This is a genomic window from Cellvibrio sp. OA-2007, assembly GCF_000953825.1.
Taxonomy (GTDB): domain Bacteria; phylum Pseudomonadota; class Gammaproteobacteria; order Pseudomonadales; family Cellvibrionaceae; genus Cellvibrio.
The window spans coordinates 1-15,815 of the sequence record NZ_BBUL01000016.1 but is presented as its reverse complement, the minus strand read 5'-3'; the positions used below and the strand labels follow the sequence as shown (position 1 = coordinate 15,815).

Below are 15,815 nucleotides of genomic sequence, written 5' to 3'. Positions count from 1 at the left end.
AGTTTTTTACCAACCCGTGCTTTAGCAAGCGGGCCATTTAACATATTGCAATACCACAGAATCCCCCCTAACCTCTTGTTATTGTATTGCTGTCTGGTTGAGCGCTTATGTCTATAAAAGAATCCACTCCCACCGAACCCATTACTATTGTCGGCGGTGGCCCTAAAAAAGTTCTCTACACCTTAAAAACCGTTGCGCGTATTGGCCTGCTCAATTCAGCAAAAGCGCTCAATAGTAAAAATGCCTGTAAAGCCTGCGGTTTGGGCATGGGCGGTCAGCGCGGCGGCATGACAAATGAAAAAGATGAATTTCCCTCGGTATGCAATAAAAGTATTCAGGCGCAATCAACCGATATACAGCAACCTATTCCAACGGATTTATTCAATCATACGCTCGACGATTTTAAACAACTCAGCGCCTATGAATTAGAACACCTCGGGCGGTTAAACAATCCATTATTTAAATCTACCGATAGCAATAAATATTCCCCCGTCAGTTGGGAATTTGCGCTGGATAAAATGGCTCGCGCATTTACCGCAACCGATCCCGAGCGCAGCTTTTTTTATTCATCTGGTCGCTCATCAAATGAAGCCGGTTTTGTGCTGCAATTACTCGCCCGCTTGTATGGCACCAACAACGTCAATAATTGCTCCTACTACTGTCATCAAGCGACCGGGGTGGGTTTATCCAATGTGATAGGCACTGGCACCGCAACAGTTTCATTAGAGGATGTTGGCAATTGCGATTGTATTTTTGTGATAGGTGCAAACCCCTCATCCAATCACCCACGTTTTGTGCATCAACTAAAAAATTGCCGTGAGCGCGGCGGGCAAGTGATTGTGATTAATCCGGCAAAAGAACCTGGGCTGGTGCGGTTTGCTGTACCGAAAAGCGCCAAGTCTATGCTCAGCGGCGGCAGCTGGATTGCATCGGAATATGAACAACCAAAAATTGGCAGTGACTTGGCATTATTCAAAGGCATAGCTAAAGCACTGTTAGAAAAACATCAAATTGCGACAAATTATATCGCGCAATACACCAGTGATTTTGAAACGTTTAAACATGATATTGAACATACCACCTGGCCAACGCTGGTTAGCGCTTGCGGTATTGAGAAAGAAAAAATAATTGCGCTGGCCGATGCTTATGCGCGCGCCGACAAAGCAATTTTTGCCTGGGGCATGGGCATTACCCATCATTTGCACGGAGTAGAAAATGTCGAAGCCATTGCTAATTTGGCATTACTGCGCGGCATGCTCGGCAAACCGGCTGCAGGTTTATTGCCACTGCGCGGCCACAGCAATGTGCAAGGTATTGGCACCGTTGGAGTAAAACCGATTTTAGCGGACGATGTATTACAGCAGCTTGAACAGCACTTGAATGTGCAACTTCCGCGCAGCAAAGGGATGGATACCCTCGCCTGTTTAGATGCAGCACACGCAGGAAAAATAGATGCCGCATTCATCATGGGCGGGAATTTGTTTTCCGCCACACCCAACAGCAAGTGGGCACAAGCAGCGCTTGATAAAATCAACTTCAAAGTCTATTTAACAACAACCTTAAACGCTGGCCATATCACTGGTATGGAAACTAGCGAAGCGTTAATTTTGCCGGTCACCGCGCGCGATGAAGAGTGGCAACCTACTACACAAGAATCCATGTTTAATTATGTGCGCTTGAGCGATGGCGGCATCGACCGTTTACATAATGTAAAACCCGAAGTAGAAATTTTGTGTGAATTGGGCAGACGTTTATTGCCCAATTGCCCGCTCGATTTTAATCAATTGAAACAACACGATTCTATTCGCGCCGCTATTGCAGCCACTATTCCCGGTTTAAGTGAATTAAAAGATATAGCTAAAACCAAACAGGAATTTACAATTAAAGATCGTTTATTTTCCACACCTGTATTTAAAACCGAAAACGGCAAAGCGCAATTCCAAACCAATCCCCTACCCGCACCTGTCACCAGCGCGGAGTATCCATTTTTACTGGCGAGTATCCGCAGCGAAGGGCAATTTAATTCGATTATTTATGAAGAGAGTGATTCCTATCGCGGCACCAATACCCGCTGGTCGATTTTGATGAATCAAGCGGATATTGATGCACTGGGAATTAAAGTGAACGATTCTGTAGACGTCCAATCAGCACAAGGTGAAATGAAAGCAGTAAAAGTATTTGCGTTTGATCTACCGCGCGGCAATGCAATGGCCTATTACCCGGAGGCTAATGTGTTGATTGCGACTACCCATGACCCACGCAGCAAAACGCCCGCGTTTAAATCTGTTCCGGTGCAAATACGCAACTCAGGTTCAACAACCGACTAAAAGTTACGGAAAAAATTAGATCGAAATACTAATACTAGGCTGCGGGGATTTGCGCCGGTCTTTTCCGGCGCGGGTTTCTAACATAGGTGCGGCAGATTTATTGCGGCGATCTTGTTTTTTACGGCGCTCCACGCCACCGGGAGGCATGACTCCGTCAAGCCCGGCGGAGCGTTCGTTCTTCTGCTGCTCATTGGCATAGGCGCTAACCGCCGTAGTTGCAGATGGGCGGCTGGGCACCTTTACCGATACCGGTCGGGGTTGTATGGGGCCGAGATAAACCATAGAGATTCCTGTTACGCCTAAATAGTCAAATCACAGTCAATTTATCGGCAAAACATTGAATTCCTTTAACCTTAAAACCACCTTCAACACATTTCTGACGCACAGATCACATTTTATACAATATTAGTTACCAGCTTTAAACCACTTTAAGGTGTTATGCAGTTTGACGACATCACCCACGATGAATAGCGTGGGCGCATGAACATCATTTTGCGCAACCACATCGGCAATCGAATTCAAATCTGAAATTAGCACCCGCTGCTCCTGAGTCGTGCCCTTTTCAATTAAGGCGACTGGCGTGCTGGCCGCGCGGCCATGGGTAATAAGGGATTCACAAATCTCTTTCAGCCCCACCAGCCCCATATAAAACACCAGTGTCTGAGTAGGATTGGCTAACTCCGGCCACTGCAAATTGGTATCGTCGGACTTCAAATGCCCCGTCACAAAACGCACCGACTGAGCATAATCGCGATGCGTTAAAGGAATGCCCGCATAAGCCGCGCAACCTGATGCAGCGGTAATACCCGGTACGACCTGAAACGGAATATGATTTTGCGCGAGCAATTCGATCTCTTCGCCACCACGACCAAAAATAAACGGATCGCCGCCTTTTAAACGCAACACACGTTTACCTTGTTTGGCCAAATCAACCAATAGCTGATTGATATTTTCTTGCTGCATTGCATGCTCGCTGCGGCGCTTGCCTACATAAATCCGCTCGGCATCGCGGCGCACTAATTCCATCACTCCATCAGAAACCAATCGGTCATAAAGCACTACATCGGCTTGCTGCATTAAACGCAACGCGCGCAGGGTTAACAATTCCGGATCACCCGGTCCGCCGCCAACCAAATAGACTTCACCTCGCGTTAATTCAGCTTGATCTGCCGCCAATTCACTTGCGATAAAGTTATTTGCAGCAGTTTCCTGCCCATTCATCATCAACTCTGCTGCGGGACCTTGCAGGATTTTCTCCCAAAACTTGCGGCGACTATCGCCATCGCTAAAACGCGCTTTAACTCTGTCGCGCCACAGGCTAGCAATTTGCGCCAGCTTGCCGTAGCTCGCTGGAATTAACGTTTCCAATTTTGCCCGCACCAAACGCGCAAGCACCGGCGCTTCACCGCCACTGGAAACTGCAATCACCAAGGGCGAGCGATCAATAATCGCTGGCGTGATATAAGTGCAAAGTGCAGGCGTATCCACAACATTGACCGGCAGATTTAAGGCTTGTGCATCAGCAGAAATTTTTTCATTGACCGATTCAATATCCGTCGCTGCGATAACCAATACACAGCTCTGCAAATCACTGGTTTGATACTCGCGCGCAAACAACTCACCACCAGAACTGGCAATTAACTCACGCAATTCACTGGAAATCTCTGGCGCAACCACCCGCAAAACCGCACCCGCTTTAGCGAGCATGCGCCCTTTACGAGTAGCCACTTCACCACCTCCGACTAACAGGCAGCGACGTTTTTTTAAATCGAGAAAGACGGGGAAATAATCCATAAATATATCTACTGATCGTAATGCCCACCGATGGCAAAAATATAAATCGCGTGGTCATCAAATTTATAAATGAGGCGATCTTTGTGCGAAATGCGTCGCGACCAAAAACCAGAGAGGTTGTGCTTAAGCGCTTCAGGTTTCCCGATTCCTTTAGTTGGATCTTTAGCGCGCAGTAATTCTTTCAGTACTTTACAAAGAGCCTTATGCAACGCTTTATCGCGCTCACGCATGACTTCATACGCCGCCCAGGTTTCACCTTCAAATACCAGTGATTTCATCGAGTTCCCTTTCCGTGGGTTGATAGCCAGAGCCTTTTGCGTGGGTTTTCATCGATTTGGCAATTTGCCGCATCAGGTCGCTGGATTGCAGTACATGCAAAGTTTCCTGCTCCCGCTCCCAGTCAGCGGCACTCACCACCACAAAATCCTCACCAGCGCGGCGGGTGACTTTTAAGGGGGCGTGATTGTCGATGACATCTTCCACCAACACTTTCAGATTATCGCGAAAGCGATTAACACTTACCGTTTCCATAGGGCACCTATAACGTACGGGGTTTCCGTACATAGTAACTTATTGGCGGGAAACAAGGCAATGAATGAAAGGTGACGACAAAGCCAGAAAGTATCGCTTTAAGGTCTAATGCCTAAGGCAAAAAAATAGGGTTCAAAACTTTGTTCAACGACTTCAACCACCAATTGGATAAAAGGTTGGTAATCCCCCTGAGTATGGGCAAGATCCAAAGCTTGGTAATAACGTAAGCGCTGCTCAACCGGAATAACAACAGGCGGAAAACCGGCTTTCATTAATTCCAAATTCATCAGTAAGCGCGATGTGCGACCATTGCCATCAACGAAAGGATGAATGCCCACAAAATCCACATGCACCCGCGCTGCATATTCAACGGGATGTAAATCCAGATTTAGTCCCGAAATAAAACTGGCCATTCTTTCAGGCACAAGCAGATGATCTGGTGGAGTATGAGTCGCACCGGAAATCAAGACGTTCAGGTTGCGATAACGCCCGGCATTTTGTTCATCAATATTTTTAAGAATCAGTTGATGGATATTGCGGATCTGCCATTCGGACAAAGCTTCACGCTGCCGCACCAACTCTTCTACAAACAAAATCGCATCGCGGTGATTAATCGCCTCAAAATGTTCACGCAGGCTTTTGCCACCAATAGTGATGCCTTCCAGCACCACTTTGGTTTCCATCAGTGTAAGCGTATTGCCTTCGATGGCATTGGAGTTATAAGTCCAGCGCAGCACCAAATCTTCATGCAGGTTATGAACCACCGATTCCGGCAGAGGACGATGGGCATCGAGAATTGCTTTTAGGTGATCGATTTTGGTGAACATCTAATTTTCTGGCTCCCGATAACAGAAAAGTGGGTATCGCTTGCGCTCCACCCACCCTACAGTTCACATGAGTGAAACTTGCAATTACTTTTGCGCTGGCGTTAACACTTCGGTGCCACCCATATAGGGGCGCAACACTTCTGGAATAATGATGCTGCCATCGGCTTGTTGGTAGTTTTCCATTACGGCAAGCAAGGTGCGGCCAATGGCCAAACCTGAACCATTAAGGGTATGTAGCAATTCGGGTTTGCCGGTTTCTTTGTTGCGGTAGCGCGCCATCATGCGGCGGGCCTGAAAATCGCGGAAGCTGCTGCACGAAGAAATTTCGCGGTATTTACCTTGTGACGGCACCCAGACTTCTATGTCGTAGGTTTTCGCGGATGAGAAACCAATATCACCACCACACAAAATTACCGTGCGATGCGGTAAGCCGAGTTTTTGCAAAATGGTTTCGGCGTGGCCAACCAATGCTTCTAATGCCGCATCGGATTCTTCCGGGCGAACAAATTTCACCAGCTCTACTTTTTCAAACTGGTGTTGACGAATCATTCCGCGAGTATCGCGACCATAACTGCCTGCTTCAGAGCGGAAGCAAGGTGAGTGACAGACTAATTTAATCGGTAACTGCGTCTCATCGATAATTTCATCGCGGTAGATATTGGTGACCGGCACTTCGGCGGTAGGAATCAAATAAAATTCGCGGTCATCGGTCAGTTTAAATAAATCTTCTTCAAATTTGGGCAGTTGACCCGTTCCAAAAAGTGAATCGCGGTTGACGATAAAAGGGACGTTAACTTCTTCATAACCATGTTGATTGATGTGAGTGTCCAACATAAATTGCGCCAGTGCGCGATGCAGGCGCGCCACACCGCCGCGCAATACAGCAAAGCGAGTTCCGGTAATTTTGGTGCCGGTTTCAAAATCCAAACCGGCGAGATTTGCACCCAGGTCAACGTGATCGACAATTGGGAATTCAAAATTGCGCGGCGTGCCCCAGCTGCGCACTTCCACATTGTCGTCTTCGCTTTTTCCATTGGGCACTTCATCGGCAGGTACATTGGGAATGGCGTTCACAAATGCATCCCACTCGGCTTGCACTTTTGCCAATTCCACTTCTGCAGTGGCCAATTCTTGTTTGATGTTTTCCACGGCTTGCATCATAGGCGCTACATCTTCGCCCGCCTGTTTGGCTTTGCCGATGCCTTTGGAAATAGAGTTGCGTTCGCTTTGCAAATTTTCGGTTTTTATTTGAATTGCTTTGCGGGTTTCTTCCAGTGCTTGAATTTTGGCAACATCTAATTCATAGCCACGTTTGGCCAAACCCTGGGCAACTTGTTCGGTAGCGGTGCGGAGTAATTTTGAATCTAACATGATGAGTAATTATCTATTTAAAAGTTAAAGGATATGAATAATAAAAACTAAAATAATTTTTGGGTTAAGGCCATCCCAACAAAAGCCATTAACAACCCTAAAATCACCGAGCTGCTGGCATAAACAAGCGCATTAAACACATGCCCTTCTTGCCACAACTGTAAAATTTCTAACGAGAACGCCGAAAAAGTGGTAAACCCGCCCAATAATCCGGTGATAAAAAACAACCGGTATTCGGCTGGCACAGTGGCTTTTTCAACTAACAGCACATAGGCCATGCCAATCAAAAAAGAACCTACAATATTGACAACAAAGGTACCGAACGGAAAACGGTAATTCAGCAGCGGCGTTAAATATCCAACGGCAGCGAATCTAAGTACTGAGCCGAGCGCACCACCTAATGCGATTGCTAACCACTGCATAAATATCCCAACTTATTTTTTGTAGCGTTTCTTTTTGCTTTGTTTATCCAACTCGCGCAGATGTGCAAGTTTTTCCTGAATTTTTAATTCCAGCCCACGCTCGACTGGTTGGTAATAGCAAGCTTGGGCAATGTCTTCCGGCAAATAGTTCTCACCTGCGGCATAAGCGCCTGGCTCGTCATGGGCGTAGCGATATTCCGCTCCGTAATCCATGCTTTTCATCAGCTTGGTTGGGGCATTGCGTAAATGCACGGGAACATCATAAGCCGGTTGATTGCGCACGTCGGCCATGACTTGATTGAACGCATTATACACAGCATTACTTTTGGGTGCGCAGGCGAGATAGGCGACCGCTTGGGCAATAGCCAACTGCCCTTCCGGGCTGCCCAAACGCTCTTGTACATCCCACGCCGACAGACACAGCGGCAGCGCACGCGGGTCGGCATTGCCTATATCTTCACTGGCCATGCGCACTACGCGGCGGGCGATATAGAGCGGATCGCAACCGCCATCGAGCATTCTGGCCAACCAATACAAAGCGCCGTCGGGCGATGAGCCACGCACGGATTTATGCAACGCCGAGATTTGTTCGTAGAAAATATCGCCACCTTTATCAAAGCGGCGCACATCAGAAGCGAGCACTTCTGCAATCACCTGTTCATTGATGACTTTATGATCGCCGTCTTCATCGGCAAGGTCGGCAGAAATTTCCAGCAGGTTAAGCGCTTTGCGCGCATCGCCATCGGCGGCTTGAGCGAGGGTCATCAGTGTATCGTCATCGATACGAATATTCAGCTCACCCAAGCCACGGGTTTTATCATCGAGCGCTTGCTGTAATACGTTTTTTAATTGCTCCGGTTGCAGGCCGCGCAGCACATAAACACGGCAGCGCGAGAGCAAGGCGTTATTTAATTCAAACGAGGGATTTTCGGTGGTCGCACCGATAAAAATAAAAGTGCCGTCTTCCACATAAGGGAGAAACGCATCCTGCTGGGATTTGTTAAAGCGGTGCACTTCATCGACAAACAAAATAGTTTTGCGGCGACTGGAAATTCGCTCTTGCTGTGCGCTGGAGACAGCGGCACGAATTTCTTTGACACCCGACAAAACCGCCGACAAAGATTCAAACCGTGCATCAGCTTGTTCTGCAAATAGTTTTGCCAGTGACGTTTTACCTACACCCGGTGGCCCCCACAAAATCATCGAGTGCAATTGGCCGCGCGCTATCGCTTCGCGCAGGGGTTTTCCGGCGCTGAGCAGATGTTCCTGACCGATATAATCGTCGAGATTGCGCGGGCGCATGCGCGCCGCCAGTGGTTGATAGGCGGGCGCAGAACTTCCAAAAAGATCCATCGCGCTTAATCTTTCAGGATTTCAACACCCTCCGGCGGTTGAAAAAAGAATTTTTCTTCCGGCAGGGTTTGGTTGCGCTGCACGTTGCTTAATACGCAGCGCGTGAGTTGGCCGAGACTGTCTTGAATCGCAAACTCGGTGAGCTGATTCGCCTTAAACACCAGCGTTAAATGCTGAAACATGCCCTCGGTCACTTTTGGGGTAAGCGTATATTTTTCTGCAGATTTTTCTTTTTCATCGCGAGTGACGGTAAAACTTTTGCGCAGTTGGGCTATATCAGAACTTAATAGTAGCGCCGGAGTTTCACGCAGGTCATCGCTGAACGCGCGCTCATTAACGGTTTCCAAATCCGGATCATAAAGCCAAATGGTTTTGTTGTTGGATACCAACAACTGTTGCATAGGCGCCAGCGTTTTCCAATAAAACTTGCCCGGGCGCATCAGCATAAAGTTGCCGCTGCTGGACTCTTGTTCAACACCTTTTTTGTCGTAGGTAGTTTGTACAAAGTCGCCTTGCAATGTGTTCATAGCATCGAGTTGTTTACGCAGTTGCGCTGCAGCTTGATCGTCAGCCGCCTGCGCAGTAACGGACACGAGCAACAATAAACCAGTAAAAATTCGGGACAAGACGTTCATATAATTTCCAGCAATAAATTGAGTGACTGACACCTAGATCCTATCGGGTGCGGATGAACCTGAGATAAATGATTCAATTAATAAAAATTTAATCGCGCCCGCCGCCAACTAATACTTCGCGGTTGCCGTTATGGCCTGCGGTGGAGACTACACCTGCCGACTCCATGGTTTCGATCAAACGCGCAGCACGGTTGTAGCCGATGCGCAATTTGCGCTGCACTGATGAGATAGAGGCTTTGCGCGATTCGATCACGAAGGCGACCGCTTCATCGTACAGCGCATCGGTTTCGCCATCGCTATCTTCACCGCCTTCGCTCGGTAAACCCGGTACCGGAATGGAGTTGTTGTCGTCATCGGTGATGCCATCGATATATTGCGGCGCACCACGTTTTTTCCAGTCGGCGACGACCTTGTGAACCTCATGGTCATCAACAAACGCACCGTGTACACGAATGGGCACGCTGGTGCCGGACGGCAGATACAACATGTCGCCGTGACCGAGCAATTGATCTGCCCCGCCCTGATCCAGAATGGTTCGCGAGTCGATTTTGGAGGAAACCTGAAAGGCGATACGGGTCGGCACGTTGGCCTTGATCAGGCCGGTAATAATGTCTACCGATGGGCGCTGGGTAGCGAGAATCAAGTGAATGCCCGCCGCACGGGCTTTTTGCGCGATACGGGCGATCAATTGCTCTACTTTTTTCTTGTCGACAATCATCATCATGTCGGCAAATTCGTCGATCACCACCACAATAAATGGCAACTCGGCCAAATCTGGCGCAGTTGCTACTTCTGCACCTGGGTCAAAATTCTCTTCCGGCTTGAATAGCGGGTCTTTGATCGGCTCACCGGCTTTGATGGCATCCTCCACTTTACGGTTAAAACCAGCGAGGTTGCGCACCCCCATCGCAGACATCAGTTTGTAGCGGCGCTCCATCTCACCCACACACCAACGCAGACCGTTGGAGGCGTCTTTCATGTCGGTGATAACCGGCGTCAGCAAATGGGGAATGCCCTCATAGACCGAAAGTTCCAGCATTTTCGGGTCGACCAATATCAAGCGCACTTCTTTGGGCGTGGATTTGTACAGCAAGCTAAGCAACATCACGTTAACACCCACCGACTTACCCGAACCGGTAGTACCGGCCACCAGCAAGTGGGGCATTTTGGCGAGGTCAGCCACAATCGGCTCGCCGGAAATATCGTGCCCCAGCGCCATGGTTAAAGGAGACTTGGCGTTATCGTAAACTTCAGATGAGATCACTTCAGACAAGCGCACCATTTCACGGTGTGCGTTGGGGATTTCGATCCCCATTACCGATTTACCGGGAATCACCTCTACCACCCGCACCGATACCACCGCGAGTGAACGGGCGAGATCTTTGGCGAGGCCAGTGATGCGGCTCGCTTTAATGCCGGGTGCGGGCTGGATTTCAAAACGAGTGACGACTGGGCCGGGTTGAACTGAAACTACTTCAATGTCGATACCGAAGTCTTTGAGCTTAAACTCCAGCAGTTTGGACATGGCCTCCAGCGACTCTTTGGAGTAACCCTTGTCGCTGCGTTTATCGGCTGGGTCGAGCAAGCTCAAGGGCGGCAAGGTGCCCACAGCCGGCTCCAGCGATTCAAACAATGACGGCTGTTTTTCTTTTTCGATGCGCGGGCTGGGCGCGGGTTTCTTTTTAACCGGCTCTTCAATAATCACTGGCGCCTGACGCTTGGCTTCCACTTTTGCGTGTTGCACCACGACTTCACGCCGATGTTCTTGTGCCTTCGCGGCGATCTTTTTTTCCGCCCGCTCGCGTTGATAGACTTGCCATTTTTCCAGCGCGCGCGCGACACCAAGGGAGATCCAACGACCAATATCTTCCGCCAACTTGAGCCAGGATAGATCGGTAAAAATGGTCATACCGACCAGAAACATGGTCAACAATAGCAGCGTGCCGCCGGTGTAGTTAAATGCATGAAAAACGCCATCGGATACCGCAGCGCCCAGCAAGCCACCGTTGGAATAAGGCAGCACCGATGCGCCATCGCTGTAGTGCATAGCGGCAATACCTGCACCCGCCACCATCACCAATATCAAACCCACCGCGCGCAAGCCAAAAAACAGCCAGTCGATACCACCTTGGCGGGTGCGATCTTTCAGCACCAGCCAGGCGCGATAGGCGATCATTACTGGAAACAAATAGGCGAGATAGCCAAACAGTGAGAAGAACACATCGGCAATCCAGGCACCAAACGGGCCGCCTGCATTTTGTACTATGTTGTTTTCGCCGGTTTTTGACCAGCCCGGATCATTCGCATCATAACTGACCATGGCGATCATCAAATACAAACAGACTGCACCCAAGCCAATCAGTGCGCCCTCCTTTAACAGACGAACGAGAAGATTGGACGCTTGCTCAGAAGCGGGCGCGCGGCGTTGCGGAGTCACTGATTTCAATGGAGTTTCCCGATTGATAGCCTAAAGCGGTAAGTAAATTAACGAGGGCTATTGTAATTACTAGCGGCAGATTTACCACCGGCAAGATCACTCTGGAGGAAATTACGCTAAAAATACTGGGTATTCTGATTATTTATCCATCGCTACTCCCGTTTGCGGGAGTCTGGCTACCAATTTAAAAACCTATGGATCCCCGCAGCGGGGATGACGACTCCCTTTATCTGGGGAGACTGTTGGTTTAATACTTAATGCTGACTCTCGGCGATAAGGCTTTCCATACCCGGCGCCCAGCAAGTGACCTGATTGCGCCCGTGCTGCTTGGAGTAATAGAGCGCCTCATCAGCCTGCTGGATAAGCTGGCTTGCAGTAGTGGCGCCCATACGAATCGATGTGACTCCGAAGCTACCTGTCACTTTGATCCCATTGGTCTCCTTCTTTTCAATTTTTTCGCGACAGCGTTCGGCAATCATCTGCGCTTGCTCCAGCGGTGCCCCCGGCAATATCACGCAGAACTCTTCCCCGCCAAAACGCGCCACCATGTCCATATCCCGCACCACTTCGCGCAAGCTGTTGGCGGCCATTTTAATTACCTCATCGCCCGCCGCATGGCCGTAGGTATCGTTCACTTTTTTGAAGAAATCGATATCCGCCATGATGCAACTGAATTCAGTGTCAGACGAACGCGCGCCATCGAACTTACCATTGAGGTGCTCATAGAGTGCACGGCGGTTGAAACAATTGGTGAGTGGATCGCGCGTGGCCAAGTAGGTCAGCTCTTTGTTTTTGGTCTCAATAGCTACCTGGCTCGCCGCCAATTGTTGGATCATATTCTCCAACAAACGGCTCTTGGTTTCCAATTCGGTAATGTCTTCAAACACGGCAATAGTGCCCTGACTTGCGCCTTTGGCATCCAGAATGGGCACCGCATTCACATGAAAAATTTTGTCGCTGTCATCAGCCTGCGGCAAGAGTAGGCGCACACCAGTTTGTTTAACACCCGTGTTAATGGCAGTAAGCCAAGGGTATTCGCGCACCTCTTGATTCGGATCTAAAAACCAGCCGAGGTTACTGGCTTTTTTGGCCATAATGGCCTGCTCAGTGCGCCCCAGATGCTCAATCAACGCTGTATTAGCTAATACAATCTGTTCGCGTCGATCCAGAATTAACACGCCCTCCGCGAGGATATTTAATGCATTGCGCACCCGCGCTGGCACCACAGCGCTGGGGTCCAGGTGTTTTAACGCGCGCTTGATGTAGAACCAAAAACCGACAAAACCGCTGAGCGATACAAACACCACTAGCAAGATGAAACTGGGAATACCAAAAATGGGGTGTTGGTCGCTCATTAAGGGTTCGAACGTGATTTCAAACTCGGCGCGCTTGGCGCCATTGAGCATAATTGGAAAGCGCACGTGCGTTGGGGTGGACTCATAGGGTTTAGCGCCCGCCCATTTTTTAGCGTGCAGCTTGGTTTGCGAAACGATAATGCCGTCATTGCGCCGAACACCCGCCGACTCTATTTCCGGATTGCGCTCTACGGTAGATTCCAGCAAGTATTGCAGCAAAATCTCGTCGCCACGCATGATTGCCACCCCCACCTGCGAGGCGAGAGTTTCCGTCAAGCGCTTGCGCACATCTAATTGTTGCCGCTCGGCACCGGGAGTCAAACCCAATGCTTGGGCAAGGATCAAGATGGAGACTGTCAGCACCACCAAGCCCAAACTTAACCTGACCGCAGGAGTAAAACCAACCATCATCGCGCCTTGCTTATGTATTTACGTATAGGTTATGAACCGCTTTCTTTGCGCTGGGCATGGTCAAACAAATAACCCACTTCTTTGGCATTTTTGTCTTCACGCTCACGGTCTTTACGCTGCTGCTCCAATTCTTTTTTACGCTTGTTCACTTCATCCAGAATAGGTAGCGGATCCAGCCCGCGCCAGAGCGGCAGCATGGACATCATGGTTAACAATAGACTGCTCGCGCGCAAAGACCAAATCAGCAACCCGGTAGTAACAGAAAATGTAAGACCGGCCACTACCGCCTTGCGATCTTGTTCTTCTACCATGGCTTCATCCATCTGTGCGCGTAACCGACGCACTTCATTATCAAAATCCGCCTCTTCCCAAGGGGCAAAACCGGCGTCTGGCGCAATCAAGCCTGCCAGATTAGGTGAGGCGGTTAAGGTGGTAAGCGGAACATTGCCATCGCTATTGACCTCCTCAGCACGTTCATAATCGCGGCTGGACTTATCGTTAATCACCGCGTCAGTGTGATTGCTATCGCCGGTTTCCACGATAATTTGTTGAGCGTCCAAGCCATCCGGCAGCAGTGGCTCAAGGCTGTTATTGCCACCCTGATTTGGCAATTCACCGGGAATCTCTGGCAGATCTGTATCTGCACCATCAGGGGTTTTTGGCCCATCTGTGGTAGGCGGTGTTGTTGGAGGTGTGGTAGGCGGCGTTGTTGGAGGGGTTGGCGGCTCTACCGGCGGCACAGTAACGGGTGGCTTTTCCAACGCAGCTACAGTGACTTTAAACGAGGTTTCTACCCAAGCGCCATCGCTGTCTTTCGCGCGCAGAGTAATGGTTGACTCGCCACCGGTTTGAGAGGCAAACGAGAGCGTCATAAGGCCGGTAGCCGGGTCGATTTGAATGTTTGGAACCACACTATTATTGCTGTTTTGCATCAGCGTCCAGCTCAACGCCGTGCCATTTTCCACATCGCTAAAAACGCTGCGCAGATTCATCTGCTGAGGTGCAGTGCCAGCCTTGACGCTAATATCCGCTATGCCGCTCGATACAGGTACATCGTTTACCGATGCGATATTGACGCGTACCAATGTATCAACCGAAGCGCCCTGCTCATCTTGCGCACGCACCATTAAATCGCTGCTGCCGAACTGATTGGCGCCATAGTTCAACTGCAATTTACCGGTGGCAAGATCAATGCTCGCATTGGTCACCAAGGCCGGGTTGCTATTGCTAACGACAGAAAATACCAGATTGCGAGTGGCAGTTTCCTGATCGCTAAACAAGGCCCATAAATCAACCTGATCACCCGCCGCGTCTTCAATATTATTGATGACGATACTGCCGGTGGTTTCAGGCACATCATTCACCTCCACCACAGTCAGTTCAAATTGTGCTGTCGCAGTGGCAATGCCATCGCTGGCGATGATGTGAATACTCAGGTTTCCCACATCCGCCTGTGTAGGTGTGCCGCTAAAGCTCAGGGTCGCGGCATCAAACACCAACCAACCGGGCAAGGGCCCGCCGCCGGATAATTGCGCGCTGTAGACTAAGGTGGTGCCCACATCGGCATCAGTAAACATGTTGGCGGGGAAGGTCACACTAAACGGTAGGTCTTCCAGCGCAGTCTGGTTGGCCGGAGGATTTACCAGCACCGGTGCGTCATTAACGTTGTTGACGACAATAACAAAGCTATCGCTAATAGAACCGCCATTACCATCACTCGCCGTCACCAATACGTTGATGCTACCTATATCGCCCGCCGTCGGTGTGCCGCTAAAACTGCGTGTCGCTGCATCAAAACTCAGCCAGGCTGGCAAAGATCCACCGCCTACCAATTGGGCGGAATAACTTAGCGGAGCACCCTCTGGGTCAACAAAGGTCGACGCGGGAAAACTGTAATCAAAACGTTGGTTCTCGGCAGCTACTTGATCGGCAATAGGCGACTGTACAAACGGCGGTGCATTCACCGGCAGGCTAGAAATAGTGAGCGCAAAAACATCGCTCACTGTACCGCCCTGCCCGTCATTCGCAGTGACCTCAATGTTGATACTGCCAACATCGCCAAGAGCCGGTGTACCGCTAAAACTGCGGGTAGCGGAATTAAAGCTCAGCCACGCTGGCAAGGCTCCGCCACCCGCAAGTTGTGCGCTGTAAGTCAGTGTGTCGCCAACATCGGGATCAGCAAATACATTAGCGCCAAAGGTGAAATTGAAAGCGGTATTTTCAGTTGCACTCTGGTCTGCAATTGGAAAAGCAACTGTGGGCGCATCGTTGGTATTGGCGACGACAATATCGAAGGTATCAGTCACCGTGCCGCCATTGCCGTCATTGGCAATTACATCGATTGATACAGTG

13 protein-coding genes are annotated in these 15,815 nt (G+C 49.7%); 1 reads left to right on the top strand and 12 read right to left on the bottom strand.

Annotated elements, in window-relative coordinates; all coding sequences use genetic code 11:
- Nucleotides 1-107: 107 nt before the first annotated feature.
- Nucleotides 108-2,327, top strand: coding sequence for an FdhF/YdeP family oxidoreductase (locus AWU77_RS00125; protein ID WP_062057413.1), 2,220 nt, complete (start codon nt 108-110; stop codon nt 2,325-2,327).
- A 15-nt stretch (nt 2,328-2,342) separates the two neighbouring features.
- Here AWU77_RS00125 and AWU77_RS00120 read toward each other — a convergent pair whose 3' ends face one another.
- The 12 genes from AWU77_RS00120 to AWU77_RS00065 form a co-directional block, all read right to left on the bottom strand.
- Nucleotides 2,343-2,609 (bottom strand): hypothetical protein, encoded by a 267-nt coding sequence (locus AWU77_RS00120; RefSeq protein WP_062057410.1) that lies wholly within the window; start codon nt 2,607-2,609, stop codon nt 2,343-2,345.
- A gap of 123 nt (nt 2,610-2,732) precedes the next feature.
- Nucleotides 2,733-4,121, bottom strand: coding sequence for a siroheme synthase CysG (cysG, locus tag AWU77_RS00115; protein ID WP_062057407.1), 1,389 nt, complete (start codon nt 4,119-4,121; stop codon nt 2,733-2,735).
- Nucleotides 4,122-4,129: 8 nt separating this feature from the next.
- Entirely contained in the window at nt 4,130-4,399 is a 270-nt protein-coding gene (locus tag AWU77_RS00110; RefSeq protein ID WP_062057404.1) for a Txe/YoeB family addiction module toxin, read from the bottom strand.
- Complete coding sequence (locus tag AWU77_RS00105) at nt 4,380-4,652, bottom strand: type II toxin-antitoxin system Phd/YefM family antitoxin (RefSeq protein WP_062057401.1); 273 nt, start codon at nt 4,650-4,652, stop codon at nt 4,380-4,382. The genes AWU77_RS00110 and AWU77_RS00105 overlap by 20 nt, the downstream gene beginning before the upstream one ends.
- Nucleotides 4,653-4,750: 98 nt before the next feature.
- Entirely contained in the window at nt 4,751-5,479 is a 729-nt protein-coding gene (locus AWU77_RS00100; protein ID WP_062057397.1) for a Fic family protein, read from the bottom strand.
- An 84-nt stretch (nt 5,480-5,563) separates the two neighbouring features.
- A complete protein-coding gene (serS, locus tag AWU77_RS00095) occupies nt 5,564-6,850 on the bottom strand; it encodes a serine--tRNA ligase (protein ID WP_062057394.1) in 1,287 nt (428 codons plus the stop codon).
- A 47-nt stretch (nt 6,851-6,897) separates the two neighbouring features.
- Entirely contained in the window at nt 6,898-7,272 is a 375-nt protein-coding gene (gene crcB, locus AWU77_RS00090; protein WP_062057392.1) for a fluoride efflux transporter CrcB, read from the bottom strand.
- A 12-nt stretch (nt 7,273-7,284) separates the two neighbouring features.
- On the bottom strand, nt 7,285-8,625 hold the full coding sequence (locus AWU77_RS00085) for a replication-associated recombination protein A (RefSeq protein ID WP_062057391.1): 1,341 nt from the start codon (nt 8,623-8,625) through the stop codon (nt 7,285-7,287).
- A gap of 5 nt (nt 8,626-8,630) precedes the next feature.
- The gene (gene lolA / locus AWU77_RS00080) at nt 8,631-9,260 is read right to left on the bottom strand and encodes an outer membrane lipoprotein chaperone LolA (protein WP_062057390.1); all 630 of its coding nucleotides are present in this window, start codon (nt 9,258-9,260) and stop codon (nt 8,631-8,633) included.
- 88 nt (nt 9,261-9,348) lie between these two features.
- On the bottom strand, nt 9,349-11,706 hold the full coding sequence (locus AWU77_RS00075) for a DNA translocase FtsK (protein WP_062057389.1): 2,358 nt from the start codon (nt 11,704-11,706) through the stop codon (nt 9,349-9,351).
- Between the two features lie 245 nt (nt 11,707-11,951).
- Nucleotides 11,952-13,463: a diguanylate cyclase gene (locus tag AWU77_RS00070; protein ID WP_238582273.1), complete on the bottom strand. Its 1,512-nt coding sequence runs from the start codon at nt 13,461-13,463 to the stop codon at nt 11,952-11,954.
- A gap of 29 nt (nt 13,464-13,492) precedes the next feature.
- On the bottom strand, nt 13,493-15,815 hold a 2,323-nt coding region (locus tag AWU77_RS00065), incomplete at its 5' end, for a putative Ig domain-containing protein (RefSeq protein ID WP_193747460.1).

Excerpts from the sequence above, each read along its gene's own strand:
- AWU77_RS00120 (WP_062057410.1), bottom strand. The coding sequence starts at position 2,609 with ATGGTTTATCTCGGCCCCATACAACCCCGACCGGTATCGGTAAAGGTG.
- lolA (WP_062057390.1), bottom strand. The coding sequence starts at position 9,260 with ATGAACGTCTTGTCCCGAATTTTTACTGGTTTATTGTTGCTCGTGTCC.
- AWU77_RS00110 (WP_062057404.1), bottom strand. The coding sequence starts at position 4,399 with ATGAAATCACTGGTATTTGAAGGTGAAACCTGGGCGGCGTATGAAGTC.
- serS (WP_062057394.1), bottom strand. The coding sequence starts at position 6,850 with ATGTTAGATTCAAAATTACTCCGCACCGCTACCGAACAAGTTGCCCAG.
- AWU77_RS00085 (WP_062057391.1), bottom strand. The coding sequence starts at position 8,625 with ATGGATCTTTTTGGAAGTTCTGCGCCCGCCTATCAACCACTGGCGGCG.
- AWU77_RS00070 (WP_238582273.1), bottom strand. The coding sequence starts at position 13,463 with ATGATGGTTGGTTTTACTCCTGCGGTCAGGTTAAGTTTGGGCTTGGTG.
- crcB (WP_062057392.1), bottom strand. The coding sequence starts at position 7,272 with ATGCAGTGGTTAGCAATCGCATTAGGTGGTGCGCTCGGCTCAGTACTT.
- AWU77_RS00100 (WP_062057397.1), bottom strand. The coding sequence starts at position 5,479 with ATGTTCACCAAAATCGATCACCTAAAAGCAATTCTCGATGCCCATCGT.
- AWU77_RS00125 (WP_062057413.1), top strand. The coding sequence starts at position 108 with ATGTCTATAAAAGAATCCACTCCCACCGAACCCATTACTATTGTCGGC.
- AWU77_RS00105 (WP_062057401.1), bottom strand. The coding sequence starts at position 4,652 with ATGGAAACGGTAAGTGTTAATCGCTTTCGCGATAATCTGAAAGTGTTG.
- cysG (WP_062057407.1), bottom strand. The coding sequence starts at position 4,121 with ATGGATTATTTCCCCGTCTTTCTCGATTTAAAAAAACGTCGCTGCCTG.